The 19,452-nt window shown below is 54.4% G+C and carries 23 protein-coding genes and 2 tRNA genes; 11 read left to right on the plus strand and 14 right to left on the minus strand.

The features are described 5' to 3' along the window. Positions 1-39 precede the first annotated feature (39 nt). On the plus strand, positions 40-693 hold the full coding sequence (deoC, locus tag RHH27_RS01565) for a deoxyribose-phosphate aldolase (RefSeq protein WP_302678675.1): 654 nt from the start codon (positions 40-42) through the stop codon (positions 691-693). Here deoC and RHH27_RS01570 read toward each other — a convergent pair whose 3' ends face one another. Then, positions 694-1,986: a TldD/PmbA family protein gene (locus RHH27_RS01570; protein ID WP_302679140.1), complete on the minus strand. Its 1,293-nt coding sequence runs from the start codon at positions 1,984-1,986 to the stop codon at positions 694-696. A 191-nt stretch (positions 1,987-2,177) separates the two neighbouring features. On the opposite strand from RHH27_RS01570, the gene RHH27_RS01575 reads away from it, so the two are divergent. Continuing rightward, positions 2,178-2,507, plus strand: coding sequence for a hypothetical protein (locus tag RHH27_RS01575; protein WP_206200779.1), 330 nt, complete (start codon positions 2,178-2,180; stop codon positions 2,505-2,507). Positions 2,508-2,521: 14 nt separating this feature from the next. After that, positions 2,522-3,157, plus strand: a complete 636-nt coding sequence (locus tag RHH27_RS01580; RefSeq protein WP_302678676.1) for a ribonuclease H-like domain-containing protein — start codon at positions 2,522-2,524, stop codon at positions 3,155-3,157. Here the strand turns inward: RHH27_RS01580 and RHH27_RS01585 are convergent. The 3 genes from RHH27_RS01585 to RHH27_RS01595 are packed head-to-tail and all read right to left on the minus strand — an operon-like array spanning position 3,122 to position 6,358. After that, complete coding sequence (locus RHH27_RS01585; RefSeq protein WP_302678677.1) at positions 3,122-3,892, minus strand: PD-(D/E)XK nuclease family protein; 771 nt, start codon at positions 3,890-3,892, stop codon at positions 3,122-3,124. The two genes, RHH27_RS01580 and RHH27_RS01585, sit on opposite strands and share 36 nt — an antisense overlap. A gap of 3 nt (positions 3,893-3,895) precedes the next feature. Further along, positions 3,896-5,959: a zinc metalloprotease HtpX gene (locus tag RHH27_RS01590; RefSeq protein WP_302678678.1), complete on the minus strand. Its 2,064-nt coding sequence runs from the start codon at positions 5,957-5,959 to the stop codon at positions 3,896-3,898. 18 nt (positions 5,960-5,977) lie between these two features. Beyond that, positions 5,978-6,358 carry a DUF2237 family protein gene (locus RHH27_RS01595; RefSeq protein ID WP_149821117.1) on the minus strand — a complete coding sequence of 127 codons (381 nt, stop codon included), beginning with the start codon at positions 6,356-6,358 and terminating at the stop codon, positions 5,978-5,980. Between the two features lie 134 nt (positions 6,359-6,492). On the opposite strand from RHH27_RS01595, the gene clpS reads away from it, so the two are divergent. From clpS to RHH27_RS01610, 3 genes are all read left to right on the plus strand, one after another. Then, positions 6,493-6,777 carry an ATP-dependent Clp protease adapter ClpS gene (clpS, locus tag RHH27_RS01600; protein ID WP_206200784.1) on the plus strand — a complete coding sequence of 95 codons (285 nt, stop codon included), beginning with the start codon at positions 6,493-6,495 and terminating at the stop codon, positions 6,775-6,777. 110 nt (positions 6,778-6,887) lie between these two features. Continuing rightward, positions 6,888-8,603 carry a diflavin flavoprotein gene (locus tag RHH27_RS01605; RefSeq protein WP_302678679.1) on the plus strand — a complete coding sequence of 572 codons (1,716 nt, stop codon included), beginning with the start codon at positions 6,888-6,890 and terminating at the stop codon, positions 8,601-8,603. Positions 8,604-8,646: 43 nt separating this feature from the next. Further along, a tRNA-Leu gene (locus RHH27_RS01610) sits at positions 8,647-8,728 on the plus strand. A gap of 131 nt (positions 8,729-8,859) precedes the next feature. Here the strand turns inward: RHH27_RS01610 and RHH27_RS01615 are convergent. From RHH27_RS01615 to RHH27_RS01640, 6 genes are all read right to left on the minus strand, one after another. Further along, positions 8,860-8,933, minus strand: a tRNA-Val gene (locus tag RHH27_RS01615). A 29-nt stretch (positions 8,934-8,962) separates the two neighbouring features. Continuing rightward, positions 8,963-9,451, minus strand: coding sequence for a Ycf51 family protein (locus tag RHH27_RS01620; RefSeq protein WP_206200786.1), 489 nt, complete (start codon positions 9,449-9,451; stop codon positions 8,963-8,965). After that, positions 9,451-9,936: a Fe-S cluster assembly sulfur transfer protein SufU gene (gene sufU, locus RHH27_RS01625; protein WP_302678680.1), complete on the minus strand. Its 486-nt coding sequence runs from the start codon at positions 9,934-9,936 to the stop codon at positions 9,451-9,453. The genes RHH27_RS01620 and sufU overlap by 1 nt, the downstream gene beginning before the upstream one ends. A gap of 50 nt (positions 9,937-9,986) precedes the next feature. Next, positions 9,987-10,397 carry an MAPEG family protein gene (locus RHH27_RS01630; RefSeq protein ID WP_302677119.1) on the minus strand — a complete coding sequence of 137 codons (411 nt, stop codon included), beginning with the start codon at positions 10,395-10,397 and terminating at the stop codon, positions 9,987-9,989. A gap of 3 nt (positions 10,398-10,400) precedes the next feature. Further along, positions 10,401-11,273: a 6-carboxytetrahydropterin synthase gene (locus RHH27_RS01635; RefSeq protein ID WP_302678681.1), complete on the minus strand. Its 873-nt coding sequence runs from the start codon at positions 11,271-11,273 to the stop codon at positions 10,401-10,403. 93 nt (positions 11,274-11,366) lie between these two features. Beyond that, positions 11,367-12,422 (minus strand): phytoene/squalene synthase family protein, encoded by a 1,056-nt coding sequence (locus RHH27_RS01640; protein WP_181496817.1) that lies wholly within the window; start codon positions 12,420-12,422, stop codon positions 11,367-11,369. A 487-nt stretch (positions 12,423-12,909) separates the two neighbouring features. Here RHH27_RS01640 and RHH27_RS01645 point away from each other — a divergent pair, with 487 nt between their 5' ends. Together RHH27_RS01645 and RHH27_RS01650 are read left to right on the plus strand one after the other, a co-directional pair. Then, a complete protein-coding gene (locus RHH27_RS01645) occupies positions 12,910-13,560 on the plus strand; it encodes a phosphorylase (protein ID WP_302678682.1) in 651 nt (216 codons plus the stop codon). Positions 13,561-13,588: 28 nt separating this feature from the next. Next, complete coding sequence (locus RHH27_RS01650; RefSeq protein WP_225901616.1) at positions 13,589-15,001, plus strand: serine/threonine-protein kinase; 1,413 nt, start codon at positions 13,589-13,591, stop codon at positions 14,999-15,001. Here the strand turns inward: RHH27_RS01650 and RHH27_RS01655 are convergent. Together RHH27_RS01655 and secG are read right to left on the minus strand one after the other, a co-directional pair. Beyond that, on the minus strand, positions 14,967-15,464 hold the full coding sequence (locus RHH27_RS01655) for a GNAT family N-acetyltransferase (protein WP_206200793.1): 498 nt from the start codon (positions 15,462-15,464) through the stop codon (positions 14,967-14,969). The two genes, RHH27_RS01650 and RHH27_RS01655, sit on opposite strands and share 35 nt — an antisense overlap. Before the next feature lie 11 nt (positions 15,465-15,475). Further along, positions 15,476-15,709: a preprotein translocase subunit SecG gene (gene secG, locus RHH27_RS01660; RefSeq protein WP_149821094.1), complete on the minus strand. Its 234-nt coding sequence runs from the start codon at positions 15,707-15,709 to the stop codon at positions 15,476-15,478. 109 nt (positions 15,710-15,818) lie between these two features. On the opposite strand from secG, the gene RHH27_RS01665 reads away from it, so the two are divergent. Genes RHH27_RS01665 through radA form a run of 3 tightly spaced genes read left to right on the plus strand, consistent with a single transcriptional unit; the run spans position 15,819 to position 18,031 of the window. Continuing rightward, the gene (locus tag RHH27_RS01665; RefSeq protein WP_149821092.1) at positions 15,819-16,139 is read left to right on the plus strand and encodes a phasin family protein; all 321 of its coding nucleotides are present in this window, start codon (positions 15,819-15,821) and stop codon (positions 16,137-16,139) included. Further along, the gene (locus tag RHH27_RS01670; RefSeq protein WP_302678683.1) at positions 16,133-16,621 is read left to right on the plus strand and encodes an FKBP-type peptidyl-prolyl cis-trans isomerase; all 489 of its coding nucleotides are present in this window, start codon (positions 16,133-16,135) and stop codon (positions 16,619-16,621) included. Before RHH27_RS01665 ends, RHH27_RS01670 begins: the two co-directional genes overlap by 7 nt. Before the next feature lie 18 nt (positions 16,622-16,639). Further along, the gene (gene radA, locus RHH27_RS01675) at positions 16,640-18,031 is read left to right on the plus strand and encodes a DNA repair protein RadA (RefSeq protein ID WP_302678684.1); all 1,392 of its coding nucleotides are present in this window, start codon (positions 16,640-16,642) and stop codon (positions 18,029-18,031) included. A gap of 3 nt (positions 18,032-18,034) precedes the next feature. On the opposite strand, the gene cobU is transcribed toward radA, so the two are convergent. Further along, complete coding sequence (gene cobU / locus RHH27_RS01680; RefSeq protein WP_302678685.1) at positions 18,035-18,601, minus strand: bifunctional adenosylcobinamide kinase/adenosylcobinamide-phosphate guanylyltransferase; 567 nt, start codon at positions 18,599-18,601, stop codon at positions 18,035-18,037. Positions 18,602-18,617: 16 nt separating this feature from the next. Next, a complete protein-coding gene (locus tag RHH27_RS01685) occupies positions 18,618-19,448 on the minus strand; it encodes an ABC transporter permease (RefSeq protein WP_302678686.1) in 831 nt (276 codons plus the stop codon). Positions 19,449-19,452: the final 4 nt, after the last annotated feature.

Genomic DNA, 19,452 nt, shown 5'->3' on the forward strand with positions numbered 1-19,452 from the left:
TTTAGCTAATAAAAATAGGGTTGTTCTGGGTGAATTCCTATGACGGAACGTGATTTGTTTGACCTTGCGCCCTACATTGATCATACCCAGCTTGACCCCTTGGCAACCACAGCAGAGATTGAACGATGCTGTGCTGAAGCAGAACAATGGAAATTTACCGCCGTCTGTGTCATGCCCGTCTGGGTGAAGACGGCAGTCCAGTTGCTCCACCGCACACCCGTAAAAGTGTGTACTGTTATTGGCTTTCCCAGTGGTGCCCACACCAGTGCCACGAAACTCTATGAGGCGCAAGAGGCGGTTGACAGTGGGGCAACTGAGTTGGATGTGGTCATTAACTTGGGTTGGCTCAAGGAGGGAAACACCGAGGCCGTCTATCGCGATATTGCCCAAATCTGCGCGGAAACGGGGGTGACCGTCAAGGCAATTTTGGAAACCACGGTGCTGACAGAGGAAGAAAAACAACTGGCCGTGGATATTTGCTTGGATGCGGGGGTGGCTTTCCTGAAAACCAGTACGGGCTGGCGCGGGGGTGCCACGGTTGCCGATGTGCGTCTGCTCAAGCGCCTGAGTCGCGATCGCGTGGGCATTAAGGCCTCTGGCGGCATTCGTACGCGGGAGCAAGCCCTTGAACTGATTAATGCGGGTGCCACTCGCTTAGGTACATCCCGCAGCCTCGACTTGATGCAGGTTTAGCTATTCCCCTGTAATCGCAAGGGGACTCACCCACACTGGCGGACAACAACCATAGGGGGTGACTTCAACTTCAGTGCCCAGATGGAGAATACCTTTCAGCAGGCTGCGAATATCGCCGGCCACGGTGGCCGCTTCAATGCTGATGGCTTCGCCGTTGCGCAACAGCCAACCGTCAAAGGGGAGGGAAAATGAGCCTTGAAGGGCTTTCACGCCCGCGTGGAGGGCATGGAGTTCGTCAATCCAGACAAGACCATCGGCGCGATCGCCCCCTTCACCCGCTGGGACATCGTAGAAGTGACCACTCACTGTCACCTTTGCCCCTAAGTTGGCATGCCCCGTGGGCTGGGTTTGAAAGCGACGCGCCGTACCGGCACTGTGGTAGAGACCCGTGAGAATGCCCTGCTCAATCAGAGGGGTGCGGCGGGTGGGGGTACCTTCGCCATCAAAGAGGGGCTGACCCACATTCTGGGGATGGCGGGCGTCGTCGTACACGCTCAAAAGGGAGCTGGCGATCGCCTGATGGAGGGATTCTGGCGTCGAAAGGCTCTGGCGATCCAAAATGTTTTGGGCATTAAAGAGATTGCTAAAGGCACTGAGCAGGCTGAGGAAGGCAGCGGGTGAAAAAAGCACTGGGTACTGGCCAGAGGCAATCGGTTCATAGGCCAAGTGGCGAATGGTTTTGTCGGCCACTTCATCAATACAGCCCGCAATGTCTAAGTGCTCAAGATCGGGACTGATGCGAATGGCACCCGCACTGCGGGGTTTGCGACCCGCCTCATCGGTTTTGCTGTAGAGATAGAGCGTGGTTGTGGTGCTGGTTTGCTGGCGATCGGCTCCCTCGCTGTTGAGATAAAACCGTTCTATGCGCCGCTGGCTGAGACCATTGTAGGGAACACTAGCGATCGCTGGATGTCGCCCCAACAGCTCCCGCTCGGCGGCAATCAGTTGATCTAGGAGGGTTTTTGCCGAGGCAAGGGGCAGATCCGCCGTTGTAAGTGTTGTGTCACCAAGGGGGGCGGTGGCCAAGGGACTAAAGTCGGGAATATCCTCTGTAACACCAAAAGCACTGGCTTCTTTGGCCATTTCTAGAGCCGTCTCTAAACCGCGATCGTCCAATTGGGTGGTGCTGGCAACCCCTAGGCGACCCGTTGAGTTCCACACCCGCACGGTAATCCCCGATCGCTGCGAGGCCTTCACCTGTTTGGGTTCCCCCTGCTGCACTTGGACACTCACCTCATCCACATGGGAGCCACCAAGGTCAAATTTCTCAATGCCAAGGCGGCGGGCGATCATCGCGACCCGCTCGTGGAGAGTGGATGCAGGGGTCAAGGTTACCGTCATGGTGTTCGGTTCAATGTAATTAACAAATCTTAAAACCATTCTAGCCCTATCCTCGGCGTGGTGGGCGATCGCCTAGGTAGGTTAAAAATCACATCATTTCTCGCTAAGATTTTTGGAGCAATGTTGATCGCGAGAAGAAAGCCATGGTGCAACCATCCTTGGGGCTTGATGGTAACGGCGAGTGGTTGGGGGGAAAATCACCCCAGTGGTCTGAGCGCCGCGCCCGCCTTGAAGAACTAATTGCGACCCTGCGAATTGCCGATGAACTGGCGGCTGGGAAGTATTTGATTACCAGTGGCGAATTAGCAGAGTTAATGGATGTCCATACCAGTGCAGTTACTAGCCGCGGTGAAGAATGGATATGGCGTAACTGGCAAATTTCCCGCGTGCGCCGCGAAAGCAATCAAATTCTCTGGCAGTTGGAACGCATTGATATCGCCAAAGAGCAGCCCTCAGAATTGCCCTCGAGCTAGATTGTGAGCCAGTCATGGATCTCGATTTTCCTTTGGAGTGTTTTGACCACGATTTAAGTGCGACGGCCTTGGCCCACTTTCTCAATGCGGATCAGTTGGCCGTAGATACCGAAACCATGGGCTTGAATATTCCCCGCGATCGCCTATGTTTGGTTCAGTTGTGCGACCCAGAGGGACAAGTAGCAGTGATCAAGATTGCCCGTGGCCAGAAAGAGGCTCCCCACCTGCAGCAACTCTTGGAGCACCCCCGCATTACCAAAATTTTCCACTATGCCCGCTTTGATTTGGCCACGTTGCGCTACCACTTGGGGATTCGGGTTCACCCTGTCTTCTGCACCAAAATTGCCAGCAAGATTGCCCGTACCTATTCCCCCCGCCACGGCCTCAAGGACTTGGTCTTGGATTTGTTGGGCATAGAAATTGATAAATCCGCCCAAAGTTCCGACTGGGGCAATGCCATGGCCCTGCGGGAGGATCAAATCCGTTATGCCGCTAATGATGTGCGCTATTTGATTCCCCTGCGACAGCAGCTCACAGCCATGCTGAAACGGGAAGAACGCTTTGAGTTATTCCAAACCGCCCTGAGTTGCCTACCCGCGATCGTCGATCTGGATTTAGCGGGCTACACCCAAGTCTTTGAGCACGGCTAGAAACGGCTCCATGGTCGAGACAGTGCTTGGCTGGCCACGCTGGCACCGTTCACAAAAGGGGCACTCATAGCAGTATTTCCGAATCTGGGCTGGGGGCACTTGGGGCAGCTCCTGTCCTTGCTCATAGGTTTGTAACCATTGGCGCAGTTGGTTAAGGCACTGCTCTAGGGTGTGGTGGATTTGCTCGTGGATGGCCTCACTGTAGGGAAAGGTGTAGAAATTTGCTCCCTTCTCTCCTTGGGCAAACCAATAGGTCATGGAAATTTGGCTGGGGGGGTAGGGACTAGTGGCTGCTAGGAGATAACAGTAAAGGCGAGTCTGCCAATGACGGGCTAAGGTGTCTGGGGCGGGTGGGTGGGCATAGGTTTTCCAATCGAGAATCTGCGCTTGCCCTTGGCCAAAAATCACGTAGTCATACACGCCCACAAGGGTGAATTCCTGCCAGCCCAGACTGCGGACATGCTCTGCTTCCCCTTGACCCTCAATCATGGGGGGTGGCATGGTTTGAAAGGCCGCAAACCACGGTTGTAATTCGGGCTGCGCCTCAAGAATTGGGCGGATATCGAGTCCTTGAAAGTGCTGTTGCATCAGGCGGTGGAAGTCGCGACCCTGCTTTTGGGCAGTGGTTTCCGTTAATTGTGTGGCCTCTGGCAGTATCAAGCTGTCAAGATAGCGGTACTGATATTGCCGTGCACAGGTTTGCAGGGTGCGTAGATGGGCTTGGGAAAGTTGCATCGTCTAGATCCAACCCAATAGTGTCATGAGGCCGTAGAGGATCCAGAGCGTGGCCACTGCCGTTGCCCAATAGGGGGCAGCCCAAGATTGCTTTTGCTGTAAATCTGGGGAGTGCCACTCACTCACCTCAACAAAGGGAACTGTCCCACGTCGAAACCAGCCACGTACCACTAGCGATCGCCCCGCCAAGGTTTTCAGATAGGCTGGCTCAAGGATTGGCCAAATCGGCCCCCAAGCTCGATGGCAGCGCAGGGGAAACAAGCCCTGATCCGTCTGCAGCCACAGGTGCTGTCCTAGACCATTGCGCAAGCCTGTCACTGCCCGTAAATGCCCCTTTAGTTCGACAACGGGACTATCAAGGGGCAAAAGACGATGAAGAAGCTGACCCAAGGTGTAGGTTTGGGGTGGCCGAGGCGGGTAGTAGGCATTCAGGCGTAAAAAGAGACCTAACCCAAGGCCAATGGGAATGAAACCCCGTGCCAAGGTAGACCAATCCGCCAACCACCACAGAGGAAAGGCGATCGTCCCCGCCCGCAGTGCAAATTGACCAACGCCCGTGAGGATAATCGTCGTGATGACTCCTGCGATCGCTCCCCAGAAGGGAGCCAGTTGTTGCCCAGCCCGTTGACAGCGAAGGGAGGAAGTCGAGGGCAGGGAAAGCAGGGGTTCCAGTCGCCATTGCCGCGCATAGGTCATCAGGGCTTGCAGGCGTAGCCCAAGGGGACGATGGGAGGAGGTCAAGCGAAACCAATACCGCAGGGGATGGGCGGTATCCCAGCGGAGCAGCATTGGCCAATCGAGGGGTTGATTGCCCCACAGGGCAGCTTGGGTTGGATTTAGGGGTAGAAGCAGGCGCAAGGATTCTAGGGGGATACCAATTTCCCCTTGGGCACACACCGTCGTTGCTGTGGCTGCCATGAGGCGAAACCAAGCCATCACAAGGGTATTGGGATTACCGATCAAGGCTGCCCCTTGGCGATCGCTATAATACTGCCGCAACTGATTGCTCCAGAAGCAGAGCATCTCCAGCCCACGAAAGAGAAGATAACTCCCCTGACCCACCATGGCACAGAGGAGATAGAGGGTACCCCTGATGATCCGCCGTTTCCAGTGCTTGCCATAGGGAGGGGCAAAGCGATCGCCCCAACGGCTGCACCAACAGTACAGGTCATAGGGCAGTTGCAATAGCAGTACAAGGGGGGTCACTAGGGTATTTAGCCCCAGCCGTAGTTGGGCAATTTCACTGGCCATTAAAGCCAGCAGTTCCTCGCCAGAGAGCGATCGCAATAGACCTTCGCTGACAATAATGCGGCGCTGCCAGCGCCCATAGCTAAAAATGATCGGTGCTGCCGTCATCAAGCAGCCTATTTGGGGACGGGGTTGCCACCACGACCACGACAAACGCCCCAAGAGCATCACCGTTTCGGGACTATACTCCTCAAGTTCGCCAAGACTCACAGGACGCAAACCATAGCCAGCTCGCAATCGCCATGACCACAGCCAACTGCCACCACTGAGTAACCCCAATCCCAAGCAACCCACTAAAAACCAAGCTATTACCCCTTCCCAGCCCCGCAGGAGTGCCAGTGGATCATTGGCGTAGTTGAGGAGGCCTGCAATCAAAACCTGTAGCGGTTTTTGGAGTAGCCACGCGATCAGCAGCAGTGTTGCCCCCTGACTTAGCCAGAGATAAATGCGAGGCACCGGTCGCAGTTGCATAGGCGGCCTTGAACTCGGCGCTGAAACACACTCAAGGTAGGAGGAAGTGGGTTCCTCATCCAAATAGCGTTCTAACTCTGGCAGATGTTTTTGCGCCCAAGCCCGAATGGAGGGGAGGGGCGATCGCGCTAGGAGTTGACACAGATCAATGGCCTCTTGCCACTGGCGGGTGTGGGCATAGGCTTTAATCAGGTGCAGATGAGCCTTGAGACCTTCGCGGCGTTGACCGTGGCTGGCAATGACGGCTTTGAAGGCGGCGATCGCCAGTTGATAATCTCCGCGATTAAAGGCCGCTAAACCCGCAATATAGCGAGGATCTAAGCGAAAATCGGATTCTGGATCGGGCATACTTGAGTATTCCCCAGATCACGGTTGCTGGTTACCACCAAGGGCGTGGGCTTTCAAATCCTCTAGGGAGACATACTCAAGGGCACTGACATGGGTTGCTTCCAGAATTACTGGGGGAGCTACGTCAGCCTCTAGGGCTTCCCGCCAACGGGAGGCACACAGACACCAGCGATCGCCCGGTTTCAGCCCCGGAAATTGATAGGCGGGCACTGGCGTCGAAAGATCATTGCCCCGCGAACGGGTAAAGGTGAGAAATTCGGCGGTCATTTCCGCACAGACCACATGGGCACCGACATCTCCTGCCCCCGTCCGACAAAAACCATCGCGATAGAATCCTGTGAGTGGATTTTGACAGCAGCACACCAAGGGTGTTCCCAACACATTCATTGCCGTCATTATTGATGCCCCCAAGTTTTTCACCCTAAGTCTAGCTATAGCATAAGCCTGTGCCCAAGAGGCCTATTGCAGCCAGTCCCCGGCCAATGCGCTAAACTAAAACTCAGAAATAGTATTGTTGTTGTTTTGTTTGGCCTATGCCTAGCGTTGTTCCCCAAGAGCGGCAACAGGTTATTCGCAAGCACTACCCCAACTACAAAGTCATTGTCCTCAACGATGACTTCAATACCTTTCAGCACGTTGCTAACTGTTTAATGAAATATATTCCCAACATGACCAGCGATCGCGCGTGGGAATTAACGAATCAAGTTCATTACGAAGGCCAAGCCATTGTTTGGGTGGGACCCCAAGAACAGGCGGAACTGTACCATGAGCAACTTTTGCGGGCGGGGCTGACAATGGCACCCCTTGAACCCGCATAGGCATTGCCCTTTATAAACAGTGTTATCACCGCTATTAAAAACTTTGAATCCTGTTACCTTTCTTCATGTGTCACTATAAAAGGTAGTTTCATAAGGTTGAGGAACTGCCAATGGCCGTCACGACTGCCAAGCGTCCGCCGCGCTTAACCCTGCAGGTGTTGGAGATCGCCGCTGATACGACGGCAATTCGCTGCCTAGATTGGGATCGCGATCGCTTTGATATTGAGTTTGCCCTTGAAAATGGCACCACCTACAATTCCTTTCTGATCAAAGGGGAACAGATTGCCCTCGTAGATACGTCCCATGCCAAGTTTGGCGATCGCTACCTCGAGCAACTCTGGCAACGGGTGAACCCCAGTGACTTGAACTATCTCATCGTCAGCCATACCGAACCTGACCACAGTGGCCTCGTCAAGGACGTATTGGCAAAAGCCCCCCATGTAACCGTGGTGGCCTCAAAGGTGGCGTTACAGTTTCTGGGGGATCTGATCCATCAGCCCTTTAGTCAGCGACAGGTGAAAAATGGCGATCGCCTTGACTTGGGGAAAGGGCATGTCCTTGAGTTTGTGATGGCCCCCAATCTCCACTGGCCCGACACCATCCTCACCTATGATCACGGCACCCAGACCCTCTTTACCTGTGATGTTTTTGGTGCCCACTTCTGCAATGATGATCCCTTTGACACAGAACCTGAACTGCTAGCGCCAGATTTCAAGTTTTACTACGACTGCCTCATGGGACCCAATGCCCGCTCCGTCCTCTCCGCCTTCAAGCGCTTGGAACCCCTGCCTCCCGTGCAACTAGTTGCCACAGGTCATGGCCCACTGCTGCGCCATCATCTCCCGCAGTGGCTAGATTCCTACCGCAACTGGAGCCAAGAACAGGCCAAAGCAGCAACAACGGTGGCCATTTTCTATGCTGCTAACTATGGTTATGCCAATGCTCTGGCAGAGGCGATCGAACGGGGAGCCGCCAAAACTGGGGTTGTTGTTGAAAAAATGGATCTGCTCACCGCTGAACCCCAAGATATTCGCGAACTCACCGAGATTGCCGCTGGGATCATTATCGGTACACCGCCCACCACTGCCGTTGCTAAAACTGCCCTGAGTACGATTCGTGCGGCTGCCCATGCCAAACAGGCCATTGGGGTCTTTGAAAGTGGTGTGGCCGACGCTGAACCCGCCTATCCCCTGCTCAACCAGTTTCGGGATGCCGGTCTGACGCCCTCGTTTCCTGTGATTCGGGTCACAGCAGCACCCACTGAGGCACTGTTCCAAGAGGCGGAAGAAGCGGGTACTGACATGGGTCAATGGCTGTTGCGCGATCGCACCGTCAAGCAGATGAAAGCCTTGGATACTGACCTCGATAAAGCCTTGGGTCGCCTGAGCGGTGGGCTATACATTATCACCGCCCAAAAAGGTGCCATTAACAGTGCCATGTTGGCCTCTTGGGTGGCCCAAGCCAGTACCGAACCTCTTGGGGTTTCCATTGCGGTGGCCAAGGATCGGGCCATTGAGTCCTTTCTACACGTGGGGGATACCTTTGTCCTCAATGTTCTTGAAGAAGGGAACTACCAGCCCCTGATGCGCCATTTCCTAAAGCGATTCCCACCGGGCGCCGATCGCTTTGCCCATGTGAAAACCTATCCAGCCAGTAATGGCAGTCCCATTTTGGCCGATGCCCTTGCCTATATGGAATGTACCGTTGTCAGCCGTCTGGATGCCCACGATCACTGGATTGTCTATAGTACTGTGGATAATGGTCGCGTCTCAAAGCCCGATGGCATGACTGCTGTGCACCATCGCAAAGTGGGGAATCACTACTAAACTTGGGCACTCCCTACCCAAAGTGCGCTAAACTAAGTTTGCTGCGGACGTGGCGGAATTGGCAGACGCGCTAGATTTAGGTTCTAGTACCGCAAGGTGTGTGGGTTCAAGTCCCTCCGTCCGCATTCAAAAGCTTAGCAATTGAGGGCACAGTTTGCAGTTCGCAGCCAAGAAAGCATTGGCAAAAACCTTTCCCTAAATCTTTTTGGGGACTTGACTGGGATGTTTTTCTTTGAAGTGAAGAATTTTAGGAGGATGGACACAACTGGACTCGAACCAGTGACCCCCACGATGTCAACGTGGTGCTCTAACCAACTGAGCTATGCGTCCTCGGAATTCCTAATATAGCATACACAAGGCTAACCTTTAAGTAGTTTGACCGTCACATTTGTATCGGTGCGATCGCTCAACGAACGAGTGGCCACCCCTAAAACCACTGGCTCAGTCACCCCCGGTTCAGGATGTTCGATGGTTCGTGCAATCACGGTCAGGCGATCGCTCCCTCGGCCGAGCCGTCCCAAGGAAAATAAATCATTCGCTGCCTGTACCAGCGTTGCCTCAAGGGTACTGCTCTCAATGTCCGGGGGCACTGTGATCACAACTTGCGTTGCCCCGTTGTCATAGACGAGGGTGTATTTGCCAGCACCGGGCACTGGGGAGTGCACAATCGGTACAATACTCAGGGCAAAGAGTCCCACTGTCACAACACCGAGAAACCCCGTAATACCAACAAAGCGAAAGCGCACACCCCAGCGAAAAACAAATGTGAGTGCGGTTAGGCCAGCCATGACAAGGGTGGCAATGCCAGCCCAGCGGCTATAGGTGGCAAAATCGGCGGGGGTCAGCACTACTCTTCCTCCTCATTACTGACAAAACCATTCACAGGGGCTTGATCCTGCTGCAACGCTGCCCGGAGGGTATGCCATGTCAATGTCGCACACTTAATCCGCACCGGGAACTGAGCCACCCCCTGCATGACATTGAGCTTGCGAAACTCTCGAGGGAACTCAAACTGCCCCTTCATCATCGCTTGGAACTGCTCCACCATTTGGAGGGCACGACTCACGGGTTGCCCCCGCAGGGCATCGGCCATCAAATCCGCTGAGGCCATGGCGATCGCGCAGCCTTCCCCCTCAAACTGAATATCCTGAATGATTGTCTCCCCCTGCTCATTGGTGCCTAGGGCAACGGTTAAATCAATGGTGTCGCCACAGGAAGGGTTATGTCCCCGCTGCTGACGATCCACAGGCTGCGTGCGGCCACGGTGGCGAGGTTTCTTGTAGTGCTCTAGGATGACTTGCTGGTAGAGCGTGCGGAGATGATCAAGAGACATTTAGAATACTCTATGCTCAGTGCATTTCCTCAAGGATTTTATAAACTATATTAACGGCTAAGGGCGGTGAGACTTTGCCAAAAAAGCGTCAAGGTGGCTGCTGTGCCGACACCAAACATGAGGGAGCGACCAAGGGGAAAGTTGGCAATATAGCAGATGCTGTACAAAAAGCGAGCCGCGACAAAACTCAGGCTGGCGATCGCCACCGTTGCATTATCCACCCCGGCAAAAAGGGTCAGCAACACTGCTGCTGCAAAGGGCATAAAGGTTTCAAAGCTATTTTCGTGTGCCCACACTGCCCGCTGCGCAAAGGGGGGCAGTTTCTCAAAGAGGGCACGGGGAGCCGCCATATCAAAGCCCGCCTGCCAGCGCCCCACCACAACAAAAATGTAGGGGAAATAGATCAGCAGCGTTGCTGTCAGTAAACTGGCGGCTAGTAGCCAAGGGATATTGCTCAACATCACCTAGACTCGCTCCAACACTGGCAGCGCACCACTGAGCACCCCATCGCGAGGGGGCAATTCCTCACAGAGAATTTCGCAAGAGTTATTGGGACTTTCAATCAACTTCACCTTATGCAGCGTCGCCCCCAACTGGCGAATCGGCTCCTGCAATAAATGCGCAATGTAAATGGCGATGTTCTCTGCTGTGGGCACCACCGTCGCAAAATAGGGAATATCTTTATTCAAAAACGTGTGATCCAAAGGTTCAATCACCTGTTCCTTGAGCACCTCCTCGAGCTTGACCAAATCAACAATCATGCCCGTCCGCGGATGGATTGCCCCCTTGACCGTAATCTCCACGTGGTAGTTGTGGCCATGGCCGTGGGGGCGAGCACACTTGCCATAGATGCGGCAGTTTTCTTCGTAGCTGAGATCCTCAAGGGCTAGACGATGCGCCGCACTAAAGTGAGCACCAACAGAAAGATAGGCTTCCATAGGGTCTCCCGTGTAGTCCGCCCAAAGGCGGGGGTGTTCAAACAGTTGAATGCGCACAAGGGGTAAATGGGGAGAGAGTCGATCCCAAATCACCCGTGCAATATGTTCAGTCGTGGGTAATGTGGCTTGAAACTCTGGCCACACCTCATTGAGATAGGAAAAATTCAGGGGTTCAATGACTTCACGGCGAATGATGTGCTTGACATCCGATAGGTTCAACACCATGCCAAAGTCATCAACAACGCCGCCCATTGAAACAAACAACTCATAGTTATGACCGTGGCCGGGAAAGCGACTATTGGCACCAAACCGAGCCAAATTCTCTGCTTCAGACCATTCTGGCAACCAGTAGCGATGACTGGCGGCAAACTCAGCACGGCGGTGAATAATACAATTCATGTCAAGTTATGAAGATTTGCAACAATTCAGCAATCTCCCCCTATCCTAACGAATTCTGGTTCCCCCAACCATTGGCTTTTTTGGCACATTTCCCTAAAGTCCGCCAAGGATGAAAGGCTTTTGCCGTACTTGGCCAATCAGCCAGCGCAGACTGTGGTTACTGAGAATCGATAAAGGCCCCATGACCATCAGGGATTTCACCTCTGCACGGCTAATTTTAACTACCCCTCCCGGTTGCAGCATCGCCGTCGAGTGAGTGAGTTCCCGCAGGGTGGCATAGGCAAAGAGCAGCGGCAGCACGCAAAAGAGGCGAATCGGAATTGCCGCCTTGGGCACGGATAGCAAGTAGGCTTGAGCTTCATCGAGATCATGCCAAGCAAGGGCAATCAATTCCTTAATGGCGGCATGATTTTGCTCAAGATGTTCAGCACTGAGGATGGACTGGTGGCTACTGCCTTGGAGCAGCAGAGATTCATTGGGGATATAGATCGAGTTTTCGTGCTCCGCATCCCAAGCAATATCCTTGAGAATGTTCACCGTTTGCAGCGCTTCACCAAAGGCAGCGCAGCGCTTGAGGAGTACTTGGTATTCATCGGCACCAATGCTGGGGGAATGCTCGTACCACAAATCCGTCAGGAGATAGCCAACGGTACCCGCGACGTAATAACAGTACTCTTTATATTCATCGAGGGTTTGAATGCGAATGCCATTGGGATAGAGGTTAATAAACTTTTTCATCCCATGCACCATTTCGCTCACCCAGCGTTGGACGTGCTGTTGGGACGTGAGGGGCAAAGAACGGTAGAGGGCAAAGACGAGTCCCGTATTTTTCACCAGTTGCACATGGGCTGGCTCCCCCTGAACCCCCCGTGCGGTTTCACCATAGCTATTGGCTAGATCGGCACTGTCAAAACACTCCAGCAGATGATCCAAGAGAGCGGTTTTTGCGGGGATACTGGCAACCGGATCATCCTCAACGGTATCGGCAATGCGACAGATGAGATAGGCCACCAGAACCGCCCGACCCAAATTTCCGGGGAGGAAGCGAATACTGAGGGCAAATGTGCGCGAGACTTGGGGGAGTATCTCTTGGCAAAAGCGCTCAGCATCCTTGACGGAAACTGGGTTCTCCAGCACCATTTGAATCATATGGGGGTTCACTCCTACACGCATTGATCGATAGTTGAGTCAATCCTCGACCGTTCCTCAGGCCAACACTCTAGGGCAGTCAATTCACGATTCTCCAAAAGGGTCTCGCGATCGCAACCCAGCAGGGGACGACTTCCACAAACAAGGATTGAGCAAAATCTATAGCTATCATACTCATTTTTGTTTGTCTAGGTGGCCTGTGACAGTTGCCGAGATTGCCTGAGGTACAATGGTGGATAGCTCACAATTTGCCAGAACAATAACATAGCTTCAACAATTAACAACAATTAACAACGGTATCAGATTTGGCGGAAAATGCCTCTCGTCCACCATAGCGGACGCTTGAGTGTGACACTCTTTCCATTGGTCAGTTTCTAAATTGCCCGCGATCGGTCTATCCAAAAGTTAAGACGGTAATCAGCTCGAAAATGTGTACTCCCAGCGTAGCGGTTGTGTCAACAGGCCAGCACAGCAAAGTTCATTAACAATGACTCCATGCCTCGTCCTTGTGCCCCAAGGGGCAGAATATCAAGCGGTACAACGAGGGCTACAGGCGTCCAATGTGGTGATTATTCCGATCCGAGCAGGGGCAGCCACAGTGACCACACCGGCATTGATCAGTGCCCTTGAGGAATCGCCTGCCATGGTTCTCATTTTGGGGGTTTGTGGGGGCTTGCATCCCGATGATCGGGTGGGTGAAGTGGTTGTCTATACTACTTGTCAGGATGAAGCAGGGCAAACGTATTCTTTAGACCAGACGTTATCGGCGAAATTGGCGCCTGCGTGGCGACGGGTGAAAGGCATCACAACGGCGAAAACCGTTTCTAAGGCCCAGGAAAAACAAACCCTTGCGGCTCGCGGGGGGGTGGAGGTGGTGGATATGGAAGGGGTGCCACTCCTCAAGGCTTTAGCGGGAATGCCGGTGGTGATGGTGCGGGTGATCAGTGATGGTGGCGATCGCGACCTCCCCGATTTGAGTCAAGCCTTTGATGCTCAAGGCAATTTGCGGCCGGGGCCACTGGCTATCGCAATGCTGCGCAACCCCCGTGCGGCGGCACACTTGATTCAAGGTAGCCTCAAAGCCCTCAAGGTGCTCACAAGAATTGCCCCAGAGATTGTGCAGCAACTCAATGGCTAAGATAGGGGTAGCCAGCTTGGAGAACGCTGTGGCGCAGCTTATTGGTCAAATTTTGGGCGATCGCTATGAACTCCTGCGCGAACTGGGGTCTCATCCGGGGCGGCGCACCTATCTGGCGTTGGATCGGCGGCGCTATGAACAGGTGGTGCTGAAGCTGCTGCTTTTTGGTGGCGGCATGACATGGGACGACTTTAAGCTCTTTGAACGGGAAGCGGCTGTGCTGCAACCCTTGGATCATCCGGCCATTCCCCGCTATCTCGACTACTTTGAAATCAATACCCCTGATCTCAAGGGCTTTGCTTTGGTGCAAACCTACATTGAGGCAAAATCCCTCGCCACATGGCAAGCAGAAGGGAGAGTGTTTAGTGAAGAGGATTTGCGGTTACTGGCCGATCGCCTGCTGGATATTTTGATCTATCTCCATGGCCGTCAACCGCCGGTGATTCACCGCGATATTAAGCCGACAAATATTCTTTTGGGCGATCGCTCCGGTCATGATCTTGGCAAGGTCTATCTTGTGGACTTTGGGGCGGTACAAACGGCGATCGCAGGCAGCACCCGAACCGTGGTGGGTACCTATGGCTATATGCCCCCGGAACAATTCGGCGGTAAAACCCTACCCGCCAGTGATCTCTACGCCTTGGGCATGACCCTCATCTACTTAGCAACCGGCACTCCCCCCGATGAGCTGCCGCAAAAGGAACTGCGGGTTCAATTTCAACCCTTGGTCTCCTTGAGTCCCCCTTTTATCCGCTGGCTCGAAAAAATGGTCGCGCCCGCCCTTGAGGAGCGATTTGACTCTGCGACTGCGGCTCGCCAAGCCCTAAAGCAACTGGACACATCACCCCACGAGGCCTCACTCATAACAAAAACGCCGCCCTACGGTTCCCGCCTACAGGTGAGAGAAACACCCCAAGGGCTACTGGTGCAAATTCCCCCCGTTGGATTTAATGTCAGTCTCTTCTTCCTGATTCCCTTTGCAGTGGCTTGGAATGGGTTCTTGGTCGTCTGGTACAGTCTAGCGATTAGTTCTGGCTTTTGGCTGATGGCTGTTTTTGCTACTGGTCATCTTGCTGTCGGTTTAGGCCTCATTGGCGGCATTCTTTACATGCTATTGGGATGGCAGGTGTTGATGGTCACCCGTAAGGATCTGCGCTTCTATGAACATATCCTTGGTTTCCGCTGGCGTCGTCCTAAAGTCCTGCCGCTTGAAGTGATTGAACAGATTGAATTTCAGCCCCACAGCACGTACCGCGATCGCGAGGGCGATCGCCAAGAGCTATCGAGCAAACTGGTGATTCGTGCCGGTAGCCAAGCGATCGAACTGACTGAAAATGCCCTTAGCGTGACCTCAAGGGATCTGGAATGGTTGGCCTACACCCTTGGCCGCTATCTGGGGCGACGGGTCACACAGGCTTGTCAGGATGTCCGAAGTGCTTGAGAACATCACCACTGAGGCGGCAGATACGCCAGTCAGGTAGCACAGTCGCACCCATGCGCTCATAGAATTGAATCGCAGGAGTATTCCAGTCCAAGACGCTCCACTCGATACGGCCATAGTCGCGATCGCTGGCTAGCCGGGCTAATGCCTTCAGCAGAGCAGTGCCCACCCCTTGACGCCGATAGGCAGGAAGGACAAACAAATCCTCTAGCCAAAGGCCGGGGCGGGTGAGGAATGTGGAGTAGGTGGTGAAAAACAGGGCGTAGCCAATAACGTCTGTGGGGGTATGGGCAAGAAGTACCTCGGCGTAGGGGCGATCGCCAAACAAATGCTGCCGTAGCGCCTCCTCTGTGCCCGTTACTGCGTGGCTGAGCTTTTCATAGGCCGCAAGCGCTTGGATCAGTTGGAAGATGATTGGAACATCCGCCGGGGTCGCTGCACGAATCGCAAAGGAGAAAGACACGCTAACCCAAACTAAATTGAGCGCAGCCAACCGGCACTCAGAGCAACGGTAAGCGCCATAAACAACACTGTCAAAGTCCACGTGGCACGGTTTAAGGTCGCTTCTGCACTTTTGGTGCTGGTAAAGAGCTGGGCTTGACCGCCAATACCACCGAGGCCATCCCCCTTGGGACTGTGGAGCAAGACCAATACAATCAGGCCAACTGCTGAAAATGCCCACAGACCAATGGCAATTTTTTCAATCATCCTTAACCTCGCTGGCGATGCGAATCTATACAACTTGACCTCTCCCTCATCTTACCGCAAGCCTAGGAGCCAATGGCACAATACAAGATAGGCGTTTTGAACGTGCCCCATGAACCAGCAAAATCTGCTTCAGCAATTGCTTTTAATTGGTGTTGGCACCACCTCCCTTGTGGCCGAGAAGTTGCGTCAAGTGAGCGACCAATGGGTGAAAGAGGGACGCCTCAATGCCGATCAGGCCAAGGCAATGGTGGATGAAGTCCTTGCTCACCTCAAAGAAGATGCCGCCTCCCTCGATGAAGCGGTGCAACGACAAACGCGCCAGTTTCTAGAGAGCTTGGGTGTGCCACAACAGTCAGAAATTGATGAACTGCGGGGACGCATTGATCGCCTAGAACGGGATGTTAGGGAGTTAAAAAATCGCTCATGGTAAGACAACGGGTGCATCGGGTCTATGGCTGGCTCCTCTGTGGTATTGTCCTAGTAGTGGTATGGTTGGTGGCCGCTCCGATTGCGATCGCCAGTGTGCCGCTAGAGGCGTCAACGGAGGCTGCGGGACTTATGGGGAATCCAAAGGTGGTGACCACTCCTTCAGGTTTGCAATACGAAGATATGGTTGTCGGCTCAGGGGCGCAGCCTCAAGTGGGCGATCGCGTGACGGTACACTATACGGGCATGCTCACTGATGGGCGCATTTTTGATAGCTCCCGCGATCGCGGTCAGCCCTTCCAATTTCAAATTGGTGTCGGTCAAGTCATCAAAGGCTGGGATGAAGGGGTTGGCTCAATGCACGTCGGGGGGCAGCGGCGGCTGATTATTCCGCCGAACCTAGGCTATGGTGCACGCGGTGCGGGTGGGGTCATTCCCCCCAATGCGACGCTGATTTTTGACGTTGAACTTTTGGGTGTGCAATAGGATTGAACTCGGCAAGGGATGCCCAAGGCCAAGGTACTGTACATCTGCCGCGAGTGTGGTGCCGAGTCTGTGCAATACTTTGGTCGCTGTCCCAACTGTGGTCAGTGGAATACCCTTGATGAGCAGGTGGTTAGCCCTGTAGAGACCGCTGCTCGACGCACAACCCCCCGAAAATCGACCACTCCCCACCCCCGCAGTGCCAAGGCCCTAGGAGAGATTAGCGAACAGACACAGAGCCGTTCTGCCTCCGGATTTGCCGAGTTGGATCGGGTTTTGGGAGGGGGGATTGTGGTTGGCTCCCTCGTGTTGGTGGCTGGCGAACCGGGAATTGGCAAGTCCACGCTTTTGTTGCAGATGGCAGCCACCTTAGGGCAACAGCAGCGGGTGCTCTATGTCTGTGCTGAGGAATCGGCGCAGCAGGTGAAATTGCGATCGCAACGACTGGGCATTGCCGCCTCCCCCTCGCTCTATCTTTTGGCGGAGACGAATTTGGAGGTGATCCTGCAGGAGCTGACCCATCTGCAACCCCATCTGGCGATTATTGATAGCATCCAAGCGGTGTATCTGCCCCAATTGACGGCTGCCCCCGGCTCGGTGTCTCAGGTTCGTGAGGGCACAGCCGCCTTGATGCGCTTAGCCAAGCGGGAGCAGATGAGTCTCTTTATTGTGGGGCATGTTACAAAGGAGGGGGCGATCGCCGGTCCGAAGGTGCTGGAACATTTGGTGGATACCGTGCTCTACTTTGAGGGCGATCGCTTTGCCAGTCACCGCCTCGTACGCGCTGTCAAAAACCGCTTTGGGGCTAGTCAAGAAATTGGCGTTTTTGAAATGGGCGCGCAGGGCTTAGCCGAGGTCACAAATCCTTCGGCGCTGTTTTTGGGCGATCGCGAGCCAACCCCCGGTACCGCCACCATTGTGGCCTGTGAAGGCACCCGTCCGCTTGTGGTTGAGTTGCAAAGTTTAGTTAGCCCCACCAGTTATCCCTCTCCACGCCGCACGGCCACGGGCATTGAGTACAATCGCTTTTTGCAAATTCTGGCCGTCCTAGAAAAACGCCTAGGGGTGCCCCTCTCGAAGCTAGATGCCTATGTGGCGTCCGCTGCCGGGCTGAATGTGGCGGAACCCGCTGCTGATCTGGGGGTGGCAGTGGCTGTTGTGGCTAGTTTTCGCGATCGCTGGGTGCACCCCCAAACGGTGATCATTGGCGAAGTGGGCTTAGGGGGACAGGTGCGAGCGGTTTCCCAGTTAGAATTACGGCTGCGGGAGGCGCTGAAGTTGGGATTTCGCCGTGCCATTATTCCCGAAAACCAAGCCTGTGCGATCGCGGGGCTAGAGATTTATCCTGTACGTCGTGTCACCGATGCCATTGTGGCTGCCCTTGCCCCCATGACCACTGAGGAATCCCCCTGAGGGCTATCCTTGCGAGTCCAATTTATCCCTAAGATGTCTGAGACAGATACCCCATTGGTGGAGCGGCAGTGCAAAGCCAGCTGTGACAAGATACACTTCCGCCATCAACGGACTCAATTGCTGACACAGTTCGCCAAGGCGATCGCGAAAACAGCGACCACTGGCATAGGCAGGAACAACTCCCCAGCCCACCTCTTCAGCAACAAAAATGAGTTGAGCGGCACACCCTTGCACACTCGCTAGGAATTCAGTAACGGTTGCTTGCCATTGATCTTGAGATTGATCTAGGCAATTGGCCACCCATGTTCCCAAGGAATCCACAAGGGCGCAATGATCAGGCGGCAGGTCACGCAGCAGGGCAGCTAGTTCGAGGGGGCACTCCCGCAATTGCCACTCAGCGGGGCGGCGAGCACGGTGCTGTGCAATCCGCTGCAACCATTCTGTATCCTCTGGGGGGGCGATCGCCGTCGCAACATAAATCACTGCTTGTCCGCTGTGGGTAGCAACGGCTTCTGCCCATTCACTCTTGCCACTGCGACTCGGACCGGTCACCAAGACATGATCAGGCATGATTAGGCACTGTTGGTTAACTCAACTGTCGGGGATCAAGACGTTCTCCCAAGCCCTCACCAAGGAGCGACAGACCCACGACCAGCAATGTCATGGCTAGACCCGGAAAGAGCGTCGTCCACCAGATGCCCACCGACAACCCATCCAAGGCCTGTCGTAGATCCTGCCCCCATTCGGGTACCTGCGGCGGCAACCCTAAGCCCAAGAACCCCAGCCCTGCCAAGGTCAGGATGGCATCGGCGGCATTGAGGGTAAAGAGCACGGGGATACTGGGAAGCACATTCACCAAAAGATACCGCTGTAGAATGCGGGGGGTCGAGGCGCCAAGGGCGCGGGCAGCTTCGATAAAGACCTCATTTTTTAGGCTCACCGTGTGGTTGCGCACAACGCGATAGTACTGGGGAATATAGGCGACACTAAGGGCGATCGCGGCATTGAGCACCCCCTTGCCGACCACAAAGGCCACCGTCACCGCTAGGAGTAGCCCCGGCAACGTGTAAATCGTATCCATCAAAAAGAGCAACCCGCGATCGAGCCAGCCCCCGCGGTAGCCACTCAATAATCCCAAGGGCACTCCCACCACCAAGCTCAACAGCGTTGCCACCAAGACCACCTGCAAGGCTGCTTGGGCACCAAAAATCGTGCGGGAAAAGACATCATAGCCCAAGCGATTCGTGCCAAACCAGTGCTGCGGCGAAGGCGGCGCGTGAATCGGAAAGTCAAGAAATTCTTGGGGATTGGCAATCCAACCAAGAGCCTGAGCAAGGGGAGCAAGAACCGCCAGCAGCAGAAACCCCCCACAAATAATTGCCCCCACCAGCAACAGCCGATCCGAGAGGCTATTCATGCAT

This window comes from Thermosynechococcus sp. PP555 (assembly GCF_031583225.1).
In the GTDB taxonomy this organism is placed as follows: domain Bacteria; phylum Cyanobacteriota; class Cyanobacteriia; order Thermosynechococcales; family Thermosynechococcaceae; genus Thermosynechococcus.